The organism is Rhizobium sp. P28RR-XV (assembly GCF_012641385.1).
Classification (GTDB): domain Bacteria; phylum Pseudomonadota; class Alphaproteobacteria; order Rhizobiales; family Rhizobiaceae; genus Rhizobium.
Genome location: NZ_JABAIG010000005.1, coordinates 364,056 through 382,337, shown reverse-complemented (window position 1 = coordinate 382,337; position 18,282 = coordinate 364,056). Strand labels below are relative to the sequence as shown.

General features: G+C 59.5%; 13 protein-coding genes. 4 read left to right on the top strand and 9 right to left on the bottom strand.

The genetic code is table 11. The features are described 5' to 3' along the window. Positions 1 to 9 precede the first annotated feature (9 nt). Positions 10 to 1,611: a hypothetical protein gene (locus tag HGP12_RS13370; RefSeq protein WP_168879057.1), complete on the top strand. Its 1,602-nt coding sequence runs from the start codon at positions 10 to 12 to the stop codon at positions 1,609 to 1,611. On the opposite strand, the gene HGP12_RS13365 is transcribed toward HGP12_RS13370, so the two are convergent. Together HGP12_RS13365 and HGP12_RS13360 are read right to left on the bottom strand one after the other, a co-directional pair. Beyond that, positions 1,581 to 2,318, bottom strand: a complete 738-nt coding sequence (locus tag HGP12_RS13365) for a 4'-phosphopantetheinyl transferase family protein (protein WP_168840576.1) — start codon at positions 2,316 to 2,318, stop codon at positions 1,581 to 1,583. The two genes, HGP12_RS13370 and HGP12_RS13365, sit on opposite strands and share 31 nt — an antisense overlap. A gap of 1 nt (position 2,319) precedes the next feature. Beyond that, the gene (locus HGP12_RS13360; protein ID WP_168840577.1) at positions 2,320 to 3,504 is read right to left on the bottom strand and encodes a DegT/DnrJ/EryC1/StrS family aminotransferase; all 1,185 of its coding nucleotides are present in this window, start codon (positions 3,502 to 3,504) and stop codon (positions 2,320 to 2,322) included. A 212-nt stretch (positions 3,505 to 3,716) separates the two neighbouring features. Here HGP12_RS13360 and HGP12_RS13355 point away from each other — a divergent pair, with 212 nt between their 5' ends. Further along, positions 3,717 to 5,447 (top strand): GMC oxidoreductase, encoded by a 1,731-nt coding sequence (locus HGP12_RS13355; RefSeq protein WP_168879056.1) that lies wholly within the window; start codon positions 3,717 to 3,719, stop codon positions 5,445 to 5,447. On the opposite strand, the gene HGP12_RS13350 is transcribed toward HGP12_RS13355, so the two are convergent. The 6 genes from HGP12_RS13350 to HGP12_RS13325 form a co-directional block, all read right to left on the bottom strand. Further along, positions 5,429 to 6,187, bottom strand: coding sequence for a methyltransferase, TIGR04325 family (locus HGP12_RS13350; protein WP_312862880.1), 759 nt, complete (start codon positions 6,185 to 6,187; stop codon positions 5,429 to 5,431). The two genes, HGP12_RS13355 and HGP12_RS13350, sit on opposite strands and share 19 nt — an antisense overlap. A 115-nt stretch (positions 6,188 to 6,302) precedes the next feature. Continuing rightward, positions 6,303 to 7,820 carry an oligosaccharide flippase family protein gene (locus tag HGP12_RS13345; RefSeq protein ID WP_168879055.1) on the bottom strand — a complete coding sequence of 506 codons (1,518 nt, stop codon included), beginning with the start codon at positions 7,818 to 7,820 and terminating at the stop codon, positions 6,303 to 6,305. A 433-nt stretch (positions 7,821 to 8,253) separates the two neighbouring features. Beyond that, positions 8,254 to 8,895 carry a sugar transferase gene (locus HGP12_RS13340; protein ID WP_312862879.1) on the bottom strand — a complete coding sequence of 214 codons (642 nt, stop codon included), beginning with the start codon at positions 8,893 to 8,895 and terminating at the stop codon, positions 8,254 to 8,256. Between the two features lie 182 nt (positions 8,896 to 9,077). Beyond that, positions 9,078 to 10,385 (bottom strand): glycosyltransferase family 4 protein, encoded by a 1,308-nt coding sequence (locus HGP12_RS34645; RefSeq protein ID WP_168879053.1) that lies wholly within the window; start codon positions 10,383 to 10,385, stop codon positions 9,078 to 9,080. Positions 10,386 to 10,389: 4 nt separating this feature from the next. Continuing rightward, on the bottom strand, positions 10,390 to 13,644 hold the full coding sequence (locus HGP12_RS13330; protein WP_168879052.1) for a GNVR domain-containing protein: 3,255 nt from the start codon (positions 13,642 to 13,644) through the stop codon (positions 10,390 to 10,392). Positions 13,645 to 13,674: 30 nt separating this feature from the next. Then, the gene (locus HGP12_RS13325; RefSeq protein ID WP_168879051.1) at positions 13,675 to 15,015 is read right to left on the bottom strand and encodes a polysaccharide biosynthesis/export family protein; all 1,341 of its coding nucleotides are present in this window, start codon (positions 15,013 to 15,015) and stop codon (positions 13,675 to 13,677) included. Between the two features lie 312 nt (positions 15,016 to 15,327). Here HGP12_RS13325 and HGP12_RS13320 point away from each other — a divergent pair, with 312 nt between their 5' ends. Both HGP12_RS13320 and HGP12_RS13315 read left to right on the top strand, forming a co-directional pair. Further along, positions 15,328 to 16,524 (top strand): glycosyltransferase, encoded by a 1,197-nt coding sequence (locus HGP12_RS13320; RefSeq protein WP_168840584.1) that lies wholly within the window; start codon positions 15,328 to 15,330, stop codon positions 16,522 to 16,524. A 244-nt stretch (positions 16,525 to 16,768) separates the two neighbouring features. Further along, positions 16,769 to 17,020, top strand: coding sequence for a hypothetical protein (locus tag HGP12_RS13315; RefSeq protein ID WP_168840447.1), 252 nt, complete (start codon positions 16,769 to 16,771; stop codon positions 17,018 to 17,020). 124 nt (positions 17,021 to 17,144) lie between these two features. On the opposite strand, the gene HGP12_RS13310 is transcribed toward HGP12_RS13315, so the two are convergent. Next, positions 17,145 to 18,215, bottom strand: coding sequence for a LacI family DNA-binding transcriptional regulator (locus tag HGP12_RS13310; RefSeq protein ID WP_168879050.1), 1,071 nt, complete (start codon positions 18,213 to 18,215; stop codon positions 17,145 to 17,147). Positions 18,216 to 18,282 lie beyond the last annotated feature (67 nt).

The window sequence follows — 18,282 nt, the reverse complement described above, 5'->3', positions numbered from 1 at the left end:
GAAGCAGTGATGAACGAGACCAAGCCATTGAGGATCGGCATCCTTGTCGCACGCGGGCGTGCGCTCGAAAATTGGGAGCTGATGATCCTGGATCGAATCCTCGCAGAACCCTCTCTGGAGCTCGCGGCGGTCTTTCCCCATCCCGATCCGTTCGAAGATGGCGCGACGTCGAAGCTGTTATCCTGGGGCGCACGGCTGGAGGCGGGCACCCTTGCGCGCCAACCGGCCTACTCGCCTAAATATTTCCATAGCCATCGCCATTTTATCGATTGCTACGATGCCGACAGCGACAAGACGTGCGCTGCCGTCACCATCACCGCAGCAATGCTGCGCCGTCTGAAGCTTGACCTTGTCATCCGCACGACCCCGAAAGGCATGGCGGACGATGCGATCGCCGCCTTGCCTTTCGGAGAATGGGCTTTCAATTTCTCCGACCAGCGATCCGCCGAAGCGGACTGGTTCGGATATGCCGAGGTCCTGGCACGCGCTCCGACTGCAAGCATCGCGCTCTATGCAAGATGCGGTGGCAAGGCCGACAAGCGGGAGATTGCAAGGGCGGAATTCAACATCAAACCCAGTGCGGCGAGATTGAGCGCCTTCGTGCGGGAGCGAAGCGTGACGCTTCTGATGCGCGAATTGGCACGGCTCGCCGACACAAGACAGTTCGACCCGCCCGCCCTCATCGAGTCAGCTGACGCACATGCGCCATCGTCCGGCGATCTTCTTCGTTACGGTTGCATCGTCGCGGGCTCAGTCTCGGCCAAGGCGTTCAGGTCGATCAAGGCAAGGCTCCATGCCGATTCCGCCATATGGACCCTCTATACCGGGCACGGGCAGATCGATGACTTCGATCCGAGCGAGGCGGTCGAGATCCCTCCTTCCGACAACAGCATCAAGGCCGATCCGTTTCTCTTCCAGTACGAGGGCAAATGCTACCTGTTCTACGAGGCCTATGCCCGCGGCGATCGCAAGGCCCATATCGCGGTCGGCCGCTTCGACGGCGACGCGCTCACACCGGTCGGGATCGCGCTGGAGCGCCCCTATCATCTTTCCTATCCGTTCATATTCCGCGACGGCGATCAGATCTTCATGATACCGGAAACGCATCAGGCGCGGCGCCTCGAGATCTGGCGATGCTGCCAGTTTCCGTTGAAATGGGAGCTGCATGCCACGGCCTTCGAGGGCCAATCGCCGGCCGACAGCATTCTCAGCCGTCACGGCGGCAAATGGTGGCTGTTCACCAACCTGTCGGATTTTCATGCCTACGAAGATCACTGCAGCGAGCTCTATCTGTTCGAGGTCGATGGGCCGGCACTCACGGGCATCAAGCCGCACAAGCGAAATCCCGTCGTCATCGGCAGCACCGAGGCTCGCGGCGCCGGACGCATTTTCGAACATGACGGCAGGCTCCTGCGGCCCTCGCAGCACAATGCACACGGCATCTATGGTTACGGGCTCAATATCATGGAGATCGAGACACTCACGCTCGATGACTATCGCGAGCGCCGCATCCGCACTATAACGCCCGGCTTCAAGGCCGGACTGCACGGTTGCCATCATTTCGATGCGACTGGCGGCCGCTATATTGTCGATGCCAGGCTGACCATCTGACCTGCGCCCTCGTTGCGATAGCGCAAGCGAAGCCGGCGTCCTCCAGTCGAGGCAACAATCGCGCCGGCGAAGTTGACCGGCGTCGCAAGCTCCAGAACGATCCAGTTTTCCGGCGCGTCCGGCTCTCCTTCCAGTCGTTCCAATCGCGGTTCGGCCGAACCGTCGACGGTGACGTCGAAGCTATCCAGCGGCAACGACAGCCCGGCGCCATGCGCCTTGATGAAGGCCTCCTTGCGCGTCCAGCAGCGATAGAAACCATCCAGATAATACTCCGCCGGCAAAGACCGAAGCGTCTCATATTCCTTGCGCGAGAAGAACCGCTTTGCGACGTCCTCCTTCAAAAACCGGATTTCCTCGATGTCGACGCCAAGCTCGTAACGATCGGAAACGGCAAGGACGGCCAGATCGGCGCTGTGGCTGAGATTGAAGTGAATTGGGAGGGTGCCGCAGGCCGACACGGACGGCTTTCCGTGGTCGCCGTAATTGAAGCGGATCGCTTGCGGCGGAAGGTCGAGATAGCGCCCCAGTATCAGCCGCATCCCGCTTCTTGCGGCAACAAAGCGAAGCCTGTGGCGCTCATGAATGAAGCGATCTGCCCGAGCGCGTTCGTCGAAGGACAGCAATGTTGTCGACGAACCGAGATCGGGCAGCGGCACGTCCAGGCTCCAGCTCCAGACATCGATGACATCAGGGCCGATATTCTCCATGCTAGATCGTTGCATAGAAGAGATTGGTGGGTATGGACTTGGCCTGTCGCGACATTCGCCGGGCCATGTGCGCAACCAGCGCCACGGGATAGTTCTCGCCGAGACTGATGCGACAGCTGCGCTTCAGAATATCCAGCGTTTGTGCGCAGAGGTCCGGCGTGTACTCGATTTTCCGCTCCGTCCAGTGAAACGGATTCATCGCCGGATGGCCGGTGCGCTGCTGCAGTATCGGTTGCCAGTTGGTATAGACGTGGCGGCTGGAATCGAAAAGCCGATAGACGCCGCGCTTGTTTTCCTCGGCAAATCTCTTAGCCTCTTCCGAGGTCTCGAAGATGACGTGAAGCCCCGCCGCATTGCCGATATCGTTATGTGGTCCCACCATCAGCCGCGCGTTCTTGGCAAAGATTTCGCTGATCACATCGTAACGCTCGCGCATGCGTGCGATCATCGGATCGAGCTTCTTCAACTGCACATTCAACATCGCGCCTTGGATCTGGCTCGCCTTGAAATTGACGCCCAGCATGGGCGGCTCGTTGGCATTGTCGAGATGACCGCGAAACATGGAGCCGATGTCGTGATACATGCGGGCGCGCGCGAACAGCCGCGCATCGTTGGTCACGACCGCGCCGCCCTCCCCGCAATTTATGTTCTTGAATTGATTGAAGCTGAACGCTCCTAAATCACCGATGGTGCCGACCCGCTTGGTCTTGTAGCGCAACCCGACGGCCTGGCAGGCATCTTCAATCACCACGAGATTATTCTCGCGGGCTATGCGCATGATACTGTCCATGTCGCAGACCATGTTCGACATATGGACAGGAATGATTGCCCTTGTCTGCGGCGTGATCTTGCGCAGGATATCGTGCGGATCCATGGTGAGCGTATGGTCGACATCGACGAGAACGGGCACGGCGCCGGCTGCCAGGGGCGCCGCGGCGGTTGCGATCCAGGTATAGGCCGGCACCAGCACTTCATCGCCTGGTCCGACGCCAGCGGCCACCAGCGCCGAAATCAAGGCCCCGGTTCCGCTGCTTGTCGTGAGCCCATGCCGCACGCCGAACTTGGCGCAGAAATCGGCCTCGAAACGCCCCAGCGGGCCGCCGGTCTCGTCGCTGTATCGCGCCAGTTTTCCAGAAGCAAACACCGGCGCGAGCGCCAGCCATTCCCGTAACCCAACCTTGGCCATCGTTTTCGCTCCCCAGGAAACACGGCATTTGTAGAAGAGCCTAGCGTGTGATCGCCCCGTTTTCAGCATGGCTTTCCGACGGAAAAGAACATCGCAAACGATCAAAGCACCTATCCGAAATCGGTAGATGTCGTCCCCGTCTATACCAATCGAACAATTATCCGAGCGCTCGCGACGGTGGTAAAAACGGGAAAAGCGGATGGAAAACGACCATGATGAGCCGTGACTTGAGCTCTGTGCCGCATGGCATTGAAATATATGCAGATATCGCCATTATCGGCGGAGGACCGGCCGGAATTGCGATCGCGCGAGAACTTGCCGATACACAGATACGGGTTCTCGTCGTTGAAAGCGGCGGCCACGATTACGAGGCCGCGGTTCAGGCGTTGAACCGTGTCGAAAATATTGGGCAGCCTTTCGGTTCGCCGAAGGGCACGCCCGAAGGGCGAGGCTATAACGGCAACCTGGCGTGGCTGAACGACATTCCGGCATTTGAGCTGCGAAATCGCATGCTTGGCGGCAGCAGCCATACATGGATCGGCAAATGTGCCGCCTTCGATGAAATCGACTTCGCCAGCCGGCCCTGGCTGCCGCTGTCCGGCTGGCCGATCGAGCGTCGCGAACTGCTGCCCGCCCTCGACCGCGCCGGCGAGCTGCTCAATCTCGGACCCAATCATTATGACGAAAGCCTCTTTGCCCTGTTGCATTCACGCCCCGATGATCTCGGTCTGGACACGCAGCTGCTGCGGCCCTTCTTCTGGCAGTTCAGTCACATGCGCCATCCGCGCGCCGAGCCGACGCGATTTAATCGCCTTGCCCGCGATATCAGGGCAACGAATATAGATTTTCTGATGCATGCCACGGTGGTCCAGATCAATCTCGACAGCCCGGGCCGGAGAGTGACCTCGCTGGATCTCAAAAGTCCGACCGGCCGCAGCGCCAGCGTGCGCGCGGATACCGTCATTCTTTGCGGCGGCGGCGTCGAGAACGCACGCCTCCTTCTGGCATCGAATTCCGCGCAGCCCGCAGGCATAGGCAACCGACACGACGTCGTGGGGCGCTATCTCTGCGATCATCCCCGTACATCGCTCTGCCGCCTCACCGGGCGCGATATTGACGCTGTCGCGCGGCGTTTCAATTTCTACGGCCTTAGCCACGGCGGACGGACGCATTTCTATCTGAGGGGACTATCTCTAAGCCCGGAAATGCAGGCGCGCGAGGGCCTCACCAATTGTGCCGCCTATCCCGTTCAAGTTCATGCGGACGACGATCCCTGGGCAGCGCTCAAGCGCTTGACGAAGGGAGCAATCAAGACGTTCAAGGACGATCTGCTGGCGGTGGCGAAATCGACCGATATGATTGCTTCGGGACTTTATAATCGCCTCATCCGTAAGCGCGGACTTCCGCATCGCTCGACCGAACTGCGATTCGACGTCATGGTAGAACAGCAGCTCAATTCCGAAAGCCGCATCACGCTCGCGGACCAGTGCGATCAGTTCGGCCAGCCTCTGGCACGCATCGACTGGAAGATTGGCACGCGCGAGACAAACAGCGTCAAACAGCTTGCACTGACGATCTCGAATGAGTTCGCCCGCGTCGGCCTGCCAAAACCACGGCTGCCGGATTGGATCATTGCCGACGAGAATGCCGGCGCGGCGTTCATGGATATGGCTCATCCTTCTTGCACGACCCGCATGGGAACCGATCCGCGAACGAGCGTCGTCGACACCAATTCCATGGTTCATGGCACGGACGGCTTGTTCATTGCCGGCAGCTCCGTATTTCCGACGCCCGGCCACGCCAATCCGACATTGATGCTGCTCGCCTTGTCGATCCGGCTCGCCGACCATCTCAAGCAACGGCACGCGGCCGCACAATCGCGCAAGCCGCGTGTCAGCGAGCTGGATCTATCCCTCCTCCAAGGCTACCCGAGCCGAAAATAAAAACCGGCGCTTTCGCTCAGTCCCAGCTCGGGATGCGTGTCGATAGCATGCGACAAGGAGGGAATGGACCAGCGATCGACCTGCCTATATCCAAGCTTCGTGATATCAGCGATGAATTCAGCCTCGTTGCGCATGTGGTAGGGGACGTATGACCTGCCGATCCGTTCAAGTGTAACGACGGTGCTGCCCTTGCGAAGCGCAACTTTATTGAGGACCAGATGGTGCGGCCGTGAAGGCATCTTCATCAGGAGGCCGGAGAGCGGCATATCGAGATATTGCATGAGCCCCGACCCGAGGAACAGTGGCATCTCGCCTGCATCCTCTATCCTCTCGACAAAGCCGAGACCGGTCAGGCCTTCCTTCTGAGCAAGATCCTGTCCGGCATGAACGATGGCGGGTAGATCATAGACGAGCCAGCGAAACGAACCCTCCAGCGGCAGCAGCGGGCGAAAGGCGCGATATTTCGTTCCCATATGACCGCCCGCATCGACGAGACCGTCGACCTCGGGCAGCAGGCTGCGAATCCAGAACAGCACCGGATAATCCCAAGGCGTCACTTGGCACATTTTGGCGAAGGCAACGGTTGCGATCTCCTGGTGATCGTAACCGGCTAATGTCCGCCTGCGGGCGGCGGCCATGGCCGCGTCATAAGAGCCATAGGCGCCGGTAAATCGTCGCGGAAAGGGAGAAAGGTAATTCAGCCGTCCTCTGGCGAGCCGCAGAGGCGAAAGTCCCAGCACGGCGGTTTGCTTAGCTCCCTTGAAAACCATGCGCGCATGGTTCGACCACGATGAACTGGACCATAACGACGTTGCCATCATCCCCCTCCTTGTACGTGCCAGCCGGCCGCCGCCATCATCGCCTGACCGGCAAAATAGAGGTCATGCCTCCGAATATCTTTTTCAAAACAAACAGCGTGCAGGCGTAGATCGCGCTGCCAGCGGCCACCTGCAGCAGCACGGTCAATACACGCCGCATGCTGACCGTCTCGGCGAAATAGCCGAGCGTGTAGACCGCCGCCGCCATCAGGGCGATCGCGACCGTAACATAGCCGCTCTTGCGCAAGACCTTTCCCCAGCCAAGACCGCCATAGTTCTTTTGCAGATGCACGGAGGTCAAAAAGGAGATCAGCGATGCAGCGCATTGGCCCCATGCTGCGGCCGTGACGCCGAAGGGCGCCAGAAGCAGGATCAGCGAGACGGAAACCAATGCGTTGAGCAGCAAGGTCGCGGGCATGCGCCTGATATTGCCGGACAAGGACAGCAGAGCCTCGGTCACATAGCCTGGCGTCAGCAGAACCTGCTTCATGGAGAGAATCGCGACGAGGACCGCGGCAGGCGCCCATTTGTCACCGAGGACGATGTCGATCAGATTGGAGGAAATCAGCGAGAGACCGAGATAGATTGGCGTGGAAATTGCCATGAGAACCATCATGAAAACAGTCGCGGCGGCACCGGCGTCACGAACAGGCCTTCCGTCTGAACTCATCACCATTGCCGACCGGCGAAACAGCGTCCAGGCGAGCATCCGCGCCGGCTCGCCGATGAGCTCGGAAAACGCCGCGACGATACGCTCCGCCACACGGAAGTAGCCCGCCTCCGCAAGCCCGAGAAAGCTGCCGATCGCCAATGTTCCGGAATAGGAGCGTAGAAAGACGATCAGCCGGTTCGACAGGATATGACGCGAAAATTCGAGAATCTCGCGCGCAAGAGGCCAGGTCAGATATAGCCTGGGGAACCAGGCGAGCACGACTGCGGAAGCGCCAAGGCAGACCAGCTGCGACACGAGCCGGCCAGCCACAAGCGAAAACACGTTCCACCCGAGCCACAATCCCAGCATGGTGCAGCAAAGCCCGGCTATCTCGCTCGCCATCCGGATTGCGGCCTGCCGGCGCAGGAGCCCTCGGGCGACCATCAGCCCGTCATAAACGGCATAAAGCGACGACGGCAAGAACCAGCAGCTGAACAGAGCAAGAAGCAGCGCTTCGTGCGGCCGTCGAAAGATGAGCCACGCAACGGTCGCCGCCGCCAGGCCGACGAGCGTTACGAGAGTGCCGACAATGATCGAAATCGTTCCGACCTGGTCGAGTTCCCGCGCGCTACACTCGGCCTTCATGACGAATTCGCCCCAGCCGCCTTCGGCAATCACAACCAGCATGACCACGATGGCGGAGCTGAAGGCATAGAGTCCGAATTCCGCCGATTCCAGCACGCGGGCAGCGACAAGGAATATGAGGAGCTGGACGACTTGGGCGACGATTTTCGAAACGAGGGTCGATGCTCCGTCGCCAACCACCGACGGCATGCGCGAGCGAAGCCGGTGACGCAGGCCAGTCCAGCCGACGTTCTTGCGGCGAAGCGGGAAACTGTCCATCAGCGCACCATCGCTGGAAGCAGGCAGGGGTCGAAACTCGTTTTAATGCCAGTTGAGGGAGAACTTTTCGCGAGATATAGGAGGAAGTTGAACAAACGCGTCCAGTTCTGCACCAGATAAAATGTATAGTGTTCCCATTCAGGACATGATTCCGTGCGATGAAGCGCTGCCTGTAAGCGAGAAAATCTGAAACTATACGATTTTATTTCACGAAGACATCTACCCTGCATACCAAGGTCGGACCGAAATTCTCGGCAATAGAAGAGGAGCTTGCCGGCAAACGTCATGAAACACCACGCAGAGCCCCTTATGAAAGACGATAACCATGATCGCATCGCCTCAGGACAGTCGGGCAGATCGAGACAGAAATACCTCCTTCGGTGGATGCTGGTGATCTTCTGTCTCGCCGTTTGGGTTGCTGTAGCTGCGTTCTTCATTTGGTGAGACGTTCTTTTTCGTTGCGCGCGAGCAGGACGACGCCGGCGGTTTTGACGAGAATGGCGAAGTCGGTACGCATTGAACGACTGTGGAAATACTCCACGTCGAATTGAACGCGCTCTTCGTAGGTGGTGTCGGCGCGGCGATTGACTTGCCAAAGGCCGGTAATGCCGGGTCGCAGGCCAAGATAGCAATAAAGATCGGATCCGTAGCGCTCGAGTTCCGAAGCGACGACAGGGCGGGGCCCCACCATGCTCATGTCGCCGCGCTGAACATTCAGCAACTGAGGCAGTTCGTCGGCACTGCTCATCCGTAGATATTTCCCGAACCAATGCACGCGTGGATCGTTCATCAGCTTCTGCGTCGACAGCCATTCCAGCCTTCGAGGCTCGTTGCTGGCAAGTAGCTCCGCCAGCTGCCGGTCGGCATCCTTGCGCATCGTGCGGAATTTCAGGCATTCGAACGGCCGGCCGTCGCGGCCGATGCGTGTGTGGCGATAGATGATCGGACGGCCGTCGACCAGGAGCAGTACGATCGCGATCACGAGCAGCGCCGGCGCCAGAAACAGTAACCCCGCTCCGGAAAGAAGAACGTCGGCAATGCGTTTGGAGCGGCCCAGCCGCTCCGCCCGCTTCACGTCGCGGCGAGTTCTCTCACCGTGGGCAACGCCGTCAATAGTCGATAACATGGCTCGGACCCCTGACCACTAATATGCTTCGTCCAGAGGCTGCCAGCTGCCCTCATCATTGACAATTGACCCTGCGGGCATTGGGCTAGTCCCATTGGCGTAGGGGGAGAACACGCATCTAACCACAAGCATCAGCTCGTCTCATCGATCAGTCGATCCTCGGCCGGAATGTCAGCGTCCATAGCCGTTCCTGGACGCATTCTGACGGCATTTGCGCGCTTCAGCATGCCGTCGTATAGCGTCAGCAGAGCCTCGAGCCACGAAGCCGGCGTGTGAGCCAGGTCGCCTGACCGGCGGATGCAATTCACACTCATCAAACGGAGTAGCATATCGTCGCTGGCAAGCTTGCGTATGCCGCTTGCGAGCGTCTCAACCTTGCCGCTCTGAAAAGTGAGGCCACAGCCAAGCGTTACAAGCTCTTCGCCCAGAAGTGCAGCGTCGGGTAGAATCACGGGTATGCCGCTGGTCACCGCCTCGAGTGCCGCCAGACCGAAGGGTTCAGGCACCCGCGACGAAATGACAAGCGCGCGCGCCTCTTCGAGGATGGTGCGCATCTCGTCCTTGGACTTCCAACCATGAATGACGACCTCCGGAAAGTCCCTTTCCAGGCGCGCCCGACCGGCGCCATCACCTATGACATGGAGTTTGACGCCTGCGAGCCTTGCCGCGATCGCCGCGTCCTCGAACCCTTTTTCAGGCTCAAGCCGACCGACAAAGAAGAAATCGCGCTTTTTCCATGGATCGGTCGGATGCGTGAGAAAGGGTTCGACCGGATTGCGGATCGTTTCAATGTTGCTCGTCTGCACCTGCCCCCGCACGAAATATTCGCGCATGCGCTGATGAACGACCACGATGTTGGCGGCAACCTGCCGGACGGGATAATAATGCTCCCTAACCAGATGGCGCGCGGATCGCCAGATCTTCTCGTGATAACCGCGCTTGTCGCAGTTTGTCGTCAGACATGCGATCGACATCGGCTTCAGGGGACAGACCTGGTTTTTGCGATAATTGGCGAACCCTCCATTCGGACAGGAGAGAAAATAGTCGTGGGCATGCAGGACGACGCGCTCGCGAACAGGCCACAAAGCGCGAAAGATCGAAGGCGACAGGATCTTCGACCAACCATGAACGTGATAGATGGTGCCTTCGGTGTCGACGCGCGAAATAAGGTCCTTCAGCGAAGCATGGGCCTGGCGGCTGTAAAGACCGCTGGCGAATGCGCTGAGACGCGCCTGCTGCATCAACGGCTGCGCCGCCAGATTGATGGTTTCGGGTGCCGGCGGATCGGAGCCGGCGGCATCGCCGGCGAAATAGGTCACCGCAACCCCTGCTTTCTGCAGCAAATCGGCCGAAAGAATCGCAAGATTTGACGCTCCGCCCACCCGGACGGAGCGATCGTTTATAACGACGACGCGATCGAGACCGAACGGACGGACCACCGGACTATTCCAATGCTTCGATATTCTGTGGCGCCAGCCTGCCCTTGAGCAGATCACGAAATGCGATGACGTTGCCTTTCAGCCGCCCCTTACGATCGACCCAAGGCTCCGGCCGCCACACCTTGATGAGATTGGCAGCAAGATTGCGGCCGATCTGCCCGGCGGCCTGCGGCACGCTCATCGTCCGTTTGCGCATCAGATAAAGCGGGTTGGCGATCTGCGAATAGCCGAGACGGACGCCGCCCGCGCGGCCACCTTTCGTGCCCAGATGAACGCCTTCCAGCTGTTTAGCGCTGACAACCTGGCCATAATGGGCAACGAGCCTGCTGAAATCGACGTCCTCAAGCCAGCCATAGGAGGGCAGGTTCTCGTCGAAGCGCAGAGCGGCGGCTCTGACGATCGCCATGCGGATCACCATGTTGCAGCCATAGGCGTTGTAGATCGGCCGAATTTGCATGGCGGGCTCTGACCGCCGCCGGCGCCTGCCGTCCACCAAACGTAAGCCATCGCGAACAGAAATGCCCGGGCCGGTGATGCCGTCCGCCAAGACCGTGCCGGTGCACATGGCAACGTCGGGCTGAAGCTGAAACAGCCGTTCCGCCTCCTCGACATAGGTCGAGGTCATCAGGAAGTCGTCGTCGAGGAAAAGAACGACATCGGCATCCTGCACGTTATCGAGTATCTTGTTGCGCTGACGGCAGAGGCCACGTTCGGAGATCAGGACCTGCACTGGAATATCGAGATTTCGAAGGCAGCTTGGATCGATATCTTCCGGCGAGGATAGGCAGACAATGATCTGATCCGGCTTGCGCGTCTGATTGGCGATATGCGGGAGAATAGACGACAGGATATCGCGGCGCCCCGAGCTTGCGATGCCGACTGCGACCTTCAAGGGACGGCTCGTCACCTGACCCGTGAGGCGCCGTGCAGACGCACGCACCTGGCGCCCTTCCAGCCTGCGGCGCCACAGGCGTGTCGGCTCGCGGCGACGCTTTTCGTAGCTTCGGTTGGCGATGATCCCAAGGATATTGACCGTCGTCGTGCCGAAGCTTGCGAGCGCATCTGACAATCGTTCGACGGTCATCTTGTTCGTCTGGCCAACGACCACGACGATACCTTCGAGATAGGTGCAGATGACGCGGGTGTCGGCGGAATCCTCGAAAGCCGACATATCGACGATGACGACCTTGTATCGCCGCCGCAGCAGGTCGATCTCGGCCTTCAGCGCCGGCAGATGCCCATAGCGCTGAAAGGCTGCGACGGATTTTTCGGTCTCGTCGACGGTGACGACCGGAACTCCACCATGGCCCTGCACGATCTCCGCCTCGGGCTCATGATCGGCCTTCGCGACAAGCAGGCCGCCCTCCTGGGCAACGGCATAGCGGCGCGGCACGTCGTTGATGCTCAGCGCCTCCATGCCGAATTCCGTGCCGGACTCGGTCACCACGCAACTCAGTCTTGCATTGAGGAAGTCGGCATCGACCAGCACCACGGATGCGCCCTCATGCTGGTAGAGTTGCGCGAGATTGGTGGCAATCGTGGTCTTGCCTTCGCCGGTGCCGACCGAGGTGATGCCCACCACCATCGGCGCATTCGGTGGGAAAGCGGAGTCGATCGAATGCTTGACGCCGCGCAGGGCTTCGGAAAATTGCGAATAGGGCGTATCGAGCACGGATCTGAGCGGCAGCATCGTTCGTCGCCAGGTGGTATTCGCCGTCACCATGCTTCCGGGCAGGAACGACGGGCTCATATAGACCGGAACATGGCCGAGCGAGCTGATCCCCAACTCGCGCCGCAGCTTCTCGCTGGAGCTGACGCGTCGATCCAGACCATCCCGCAAAAGTGCGGCCATGACACCGGCCGCCAAACCAAGCATGGCCGTAAAGGGCAGCACGAAGGAGGATTTCGGCCAGGTCTTCGAAAGCGGCACCGCGGCAGCCGTGACGATGCGTACATTGCCAAGCGGGAAGGATTCCTTCTGCAGCGCACCGATCAGCTGCTGCAATATGCTCTCATACATCCGACGATAGGTGGTGGCCCGGCTTTCCATTTCGGACAGCTCCACCCGCGCCAAATTCTTGTCCGTTCCGGCGTCCTTCAATGAGGTCAGCTCTTCGCTCAGAAGCTTCTCGCGAGTCTTGGCGACATCCAGATTTGACTTATAGACCGCCTGGATGCGTTCGAACTCCTTGCGCATATCACCCTTTACCCGATCGATTTCCTGCTGGGCGGCAACGATCGCTGGATTGTCGGCATCATACCGGCTTCTCAGGTTGTTGAGTTTAGTCGTCGCTACTCCGAGATCCTCCTGCAGTTTCTGTATGCGAGAATTGTTCATCGTCTCGTCGACATCTCCCTCAAGCTTGGCGCCGGCCATGAGCTGGTTGAGCGTCTCGAGCTTGGCCGATTCGGCCGCGGTCTGCGCCCGGGCCGCAACGGCCTGGCTACTGATCTCGGACAGCTGTTGCTGATCGAGGGATGAGGACGTGCTGATCTCCATGATGCCGTTCTTGGCGCGAAATTCCTCCACGCTCATGGATGCTTCGCGCGCCTGCCTGCCGACTTCGATCAGGCGTGTCTCCAGCCATCTGGCGCCGCTCTGCGCGGCGGAAGCGCGTTCGGACAGGCCGGTGCTGATATAGGCTTGTGCAATAGCATTTGCCGCCCGCGCCGCCTTCTTGGGATCGACCGAGCTATACCCGATCTCGAGAATATAGGACTGGCCAACGCGATTGACGGAAACCCGAGAAAGGAAGGATGCCATGGTCCGACGCATCACGTCGTCGCTGCTGGCTTCGGTCTTCGCGCCATCGTCACCATGCCTGAAAAAATTGACGATCGCGCGCATCCTGTCCCGCAGAGTGGCCTGCCATGATATGCCGCCTATGATTTCCGGATCTTCGGTGAGGTTGAGTTTCTGGACAACGGCGCGTGCGGTCGCCTCCGATTTGACGATCTCGACCTGGCTTGCGATCTCGGCGGCTTCGATGATGACCGTGCCGGTGAATGCATCCTGCGAGACGATGCGCCCCTGGTCCGGATCCATGACGAGGCGTGTGGTCGCCAGATAGATTGGCTGGGTTGTCGCCATGTAGAAGACGCCGATGCCGAGGCCGGCGGTGGTGAACAGGGCAAAAATCAACCAATGGCGCTGCACGAAACGCCAGACGTCGCGAAACGAAATATATTCGCCATCCCCCATGCTCTTGTTGTCCGACGGCGCGTTGCGCAAGCCTTTGCCGATTTCGTGAACTGCCATAACTATCGCCCCCTTGGCTCACACTTATCGTTATTGGGATTGACCGGTCTCGGCCGACGACAGCGTCGTGCCGTCCAGGCTTCCGGAAATGTTGTAGCGCACATCGAGAACATCGCCCGGCTGCAGTTCGGTCGCTTCCGATGCCTTGATGGCGTCGGCCTCGTTGCCGTTTCGGGTGATCCAGTACTCGAGCGGCTGGAGATCGAGCGCCTTCATGCTCTGGCTGCGCGAGAGCGAGGCGCCGGAAATCTGCAGCAACTGAAGCGTTGTATTTCGCTTGAGTTTCGTGTCCTCGATTTCCGTCTCGGCGACCTGGAGCTGTTGTCCGGCCTCCGTCTTGCGCTGGCCCGTCAGATTGAGCGCATCGCGCTCGGTCTCGTTCAGCTTCTGCTTTGCCTGCATCGATGCAACGACGAGATCCAGCTTGCCGGCCTGCATCTCGGCAACGATCCGTTCCAGCGAGGTCTTGCGAGACGTCGTCAGGATTTTAGTGTCGACCAGCTTGGAAATATCGCTCAATTCATCCTGCGCAATCTTCACCTGCTCGTCCTGCGACGACATCTTCTCATCGAGAATGTTGATTTCATTGCGCAGCAGCACTTCCAGATCCGAGGCGGCGGCAAGTTGCTGGCGCAACGCCTCGGCCCTGGCATTGAACAGATCGAGCTCGCTCGTCATGATCTGTCGAACCACCGATCCTTCAGGCGCGGCCTTGATCTCCGGCGGAAATGCGATTGACGGCTGATCGTTGAGTTCCGCCAACAGGCGCGCGCGCCGGGCTCCGAGCTGCTTCAGCTGCAGCTCCATACGGCTGATTTCCCCCGCATAGCTGATCTGCTGCGCCTCGGAATAGTCCCCCGTCTGGCTGGAACGGCGCTCGCGCCCCCCGGCCATGGCGATCGCCTGCCTGACAGTCAGACCCGGCCTGAATTCCAGCTCGCTTCGTTTCTCCACCGCGCCGGACACGTAAATCATCGGATATTTGACGACCTCGACCGAAGCTGTCGGCGCCACCGCCAAACCAGTGATCTGCTTCAGCCTTTCGCCGATACTGGCGCTGATGTCGTCGACCGTCTTGTCAGCAACCTGCATCTTCCCAATCATCGGAATTGAGATCGAGCCCGTTTGCGACACGACATATTCGCCGTTCAGCGCCGTCCATTCCTTATATTCGCCGGTCGCGGCGATCCATTCGACGATGGCGATCTTGATCCGGGCCTGAGGTCCGACATGGTACATCTCGCTGGCTGCGGCGGCGTTGGCGGTATGGAACACGCCCGCGCCGGAAAGCATCAATGCCAGTAGCCATGGCGCCATGCGCCGAGGCGGCCTCGAGGTGGAATGGTAAGGCAAAGCTGAAACTCTAAACATGAGCCGAAATCCTGCTTTCGTGTCGCTTGCACCGTCGGGCAGCCGAGGCGCGCCATGCAACGAGATCAGCAGCTGAACGCATAGCGTGTAAATCCCCTACCGGAGCAACAGGGCTTATCATTTCTGACAGGGAAGAAGACGTTCCTACAGTCCCTTAGGCGGGCGGATATATCCTTGAGTGCAGGCTTCGATCCTCGGCTAAATCTTTTGGTTACCCCCTTCGGCCATTTGGATGCCGTGGTGAACCGATGTGGGCCCTGTCGCAAAAGTTGCCGTCTGACAATGTTGTTTCGACCCATGGAGGGAAGAGCAATGCGAGTAGCGATCGTGCATTACTGGCTTGTGTCGATGCGGGGTGGAGAGAAGGTCGTCGAGGCGCTCTGTGACATGTATCCGGACGCCGATATCTTCACCCTCGTCTACGACGAAAGCCGCGTCTCGGAAAAGATCCGCAAACACAAGATCGTCACATCGTTCCTGCAGCGGATTCCGGGGGCGGTCAGAGGCTATCAATCGCTTCTGCCGCTCATGCCGTTCGCGCTGGAGAGTTTCGATCTCTCGGAGTACGATCTGATCATCTCCAGTGAATCGGGTCCTGCCAAGGGCATCATTCCACCGCCGCAGGCCACGCATGTCTGCTATTGTCATTCACCCATGCGCTATCTTTGGGATCACTATCATTTCTACCGATCCCACGCGGGGTTTGCATCCCGGCTGATGCTGCCGATGCTCGCGCCGCTCTTGCGCTCCTGGGACGTCAATACCAGCCTGCGCGTCGATCGTTTCGTCGCCAACTCGCATCATGTCTGCGATCGCATCAGCAAATACTACCGCCGTCCCGCGACCGTGCTGTATCCGCCGGTCAACGTCGATGACTTCGCGCCGGCCGCATCGACCGAGGACTTCTATCTCTGCGCCGGCCAGTTGGTTCCCTATAAGCGGATCGACCTCGCCGTGCAGGCGTTCACCCGGATGAACCGCAAGCTGGTGGTCATCGGCGAAGGCAAACAGATGGACGAACTGAAACGCATTGCCGGTCCCTCCATCACCTTCCTGGGCCGAACTCCGTTTGCGGTGCTGAAGGAGAAACTGGCGCGGTGCCGCGCCCTGATCTTTCCCGGCGAGGAAGATTTCGGAATCGTTCCGGTCGAAGCCATGGCAAGCGGAAGGCCCGTCATCGCCTATGGAAGCGGCGGAGCGCTGGAAACGGTCGTGCCGGGCGTGAGCGGCGTTCTTTTCAATACGCAGTCAGTAGACGCCTTGATCGAGGCCGTGCTCGATTTCGAGGCCACGGAGCACCGCTTTCGCCCCGAAACGCTACACGCGCATGCGGAACAATTCAGCCTGCACAGGTTCACCACGGGCATGCGGGCGATCATCAACGAGGAGCTGATGATCCGCAAGGCCATCAGACTTCGCAATCCCCAGGTCGTCGCGGCGGTTCAACGCGGACTTGAAGCACAATTACCCGCCCTTGCTGCAAAGCCGCACAGCACGACGCTGCAATAGACCACACGGCACAATCGCCTGAGGGAAATCCCCGCTTGGACAAGCATGTTCCCAGCAAACCAATTTTTCAGTGTGATTCGCCTATCCATCGTGATCTCGAACCGAAGCCGTCCTCTCATCGTGCGCTCGTCCGAAACCGTCGGTTAACCATCTGAAACCTACCGTTCGCGCCGACGCTTCCGAACATGAACTGATTCCATGTCTGGCTCCGGCAGGACAGGACAAGGCAAAAGAGGATTCGACGATGACCGACGATGCAGCCGAGATGACGCTCTCCCTCGAAATGCAGGCCTTGGAGAGCCATTACTGCGAATATCCCGGCTGCTTGAAGCGGGGCAGCCTCGGCTACGATGTCGGCGATGGAGAAAACCAGTTTTTCTGTCATGCGCATAAATGGAGCGATTATCGTCGAGACGGAGCACGGCGTTCGTTCTTCGAAGAAGAGGCGGCGGGAATCGAAGCCATCATGGTCGAGCCGCGAAGCCTTGCCTCGTGAGGGTGCGGACGCATAAAGCACCCCGGAATGGTGATCTTCCATGGCAAACCGCCCTCTGGGATATGGGGTGGTAGCGGTCACCTCCCCAGACCGCTCGGATCAGGGTCACATTTCGCATCTTTCTTCAATTCCTCGGCGGGGCCACGCTCTCCCGCAGGATCAGCCTGCTGCGGATCGTGACGCGCAGGTCCCGCACTTTCTCGGCTTGTCCGATGCCATCAAGCAGACGAGCGACGGCGGCCTGCCCCATTTCCTCGAACGGCTGTTCGATCGTCGAGAGCGGCGGGAAACAGAATTCGCAGACCGGCGCGCCGTCGAAGGAGAGCACCGACAGATCGTCGGGAATGCGCAGGCCCGTTTGCCGTATGCGGCTGACGAAAGAGATGGCCATATCGTCGCTGGTGGCGATCACCGCCGTCGGCCGATCCTTCAGCGGCGCGAAATCGGCGGCAGCCTGAACGCCGATCTCGAAGCCTTTCTGGTAATCGAGATTGCCTCCGGACCGCGACAGCGCTTGTTTCGAAATTCCGGCATCGCGCAGGGCTTCCAGGGTGCCGCCATAGCGCTCGACATCATGATAATTGTCCTGCGGACCGGCAATGTAGAAAAAGCGCCTGTGACCCATTCTGATCAGCTCCGCCACCGCGTCCCGCACCGCCTCGCGATCATTGGTCACGACGCTCGGTACGCCGGCGTTGCTCATGTCGAGCAGCATGGAGACGATCGGCAGGCCGGCGTTCGCCAGGGATCGGCCGTCGATCTCCGGCAGTTTCGACGACAGGATGATGGCACCGCGAATGGTGCCGCCGAAGGCGAGATTGAGAATATGCCGTTCCGATTCCGGGTCGCGGCCGAGATTGGCGATCATCAGATTGTAGCCATTCTGCAGCAGGGCTTTGTTGATGCTCTGCAGGACCTGCGGGATGACCTGGGAGACACCGTAGTAGAGCGATCCTGGAAGGATGATCATGATGGTGTTGGATTTGCCGACCCTTAAGCCCCGAGCCATGGCGTTCGGCGTATAGCCCAGCTGCTTGGCGGCCGCATCAATCTTGGCGCGCGTCTTCTCGTTCACACGTCCGGGATTGGCAAGGGCACGGCTGACCGTCGAGATCGCGACCCCAGCTAACCTCGCGACATCGGCCATTAATGGTCCGGAATGCTCCTCAACGGGCATATCCTTGTTATTTTTCACTTTTTTGTTTCCTTCCCGGTGCCTGACGCAGCGGATGCTATGGTAATTCCTCTCGCTTAGCAAACGT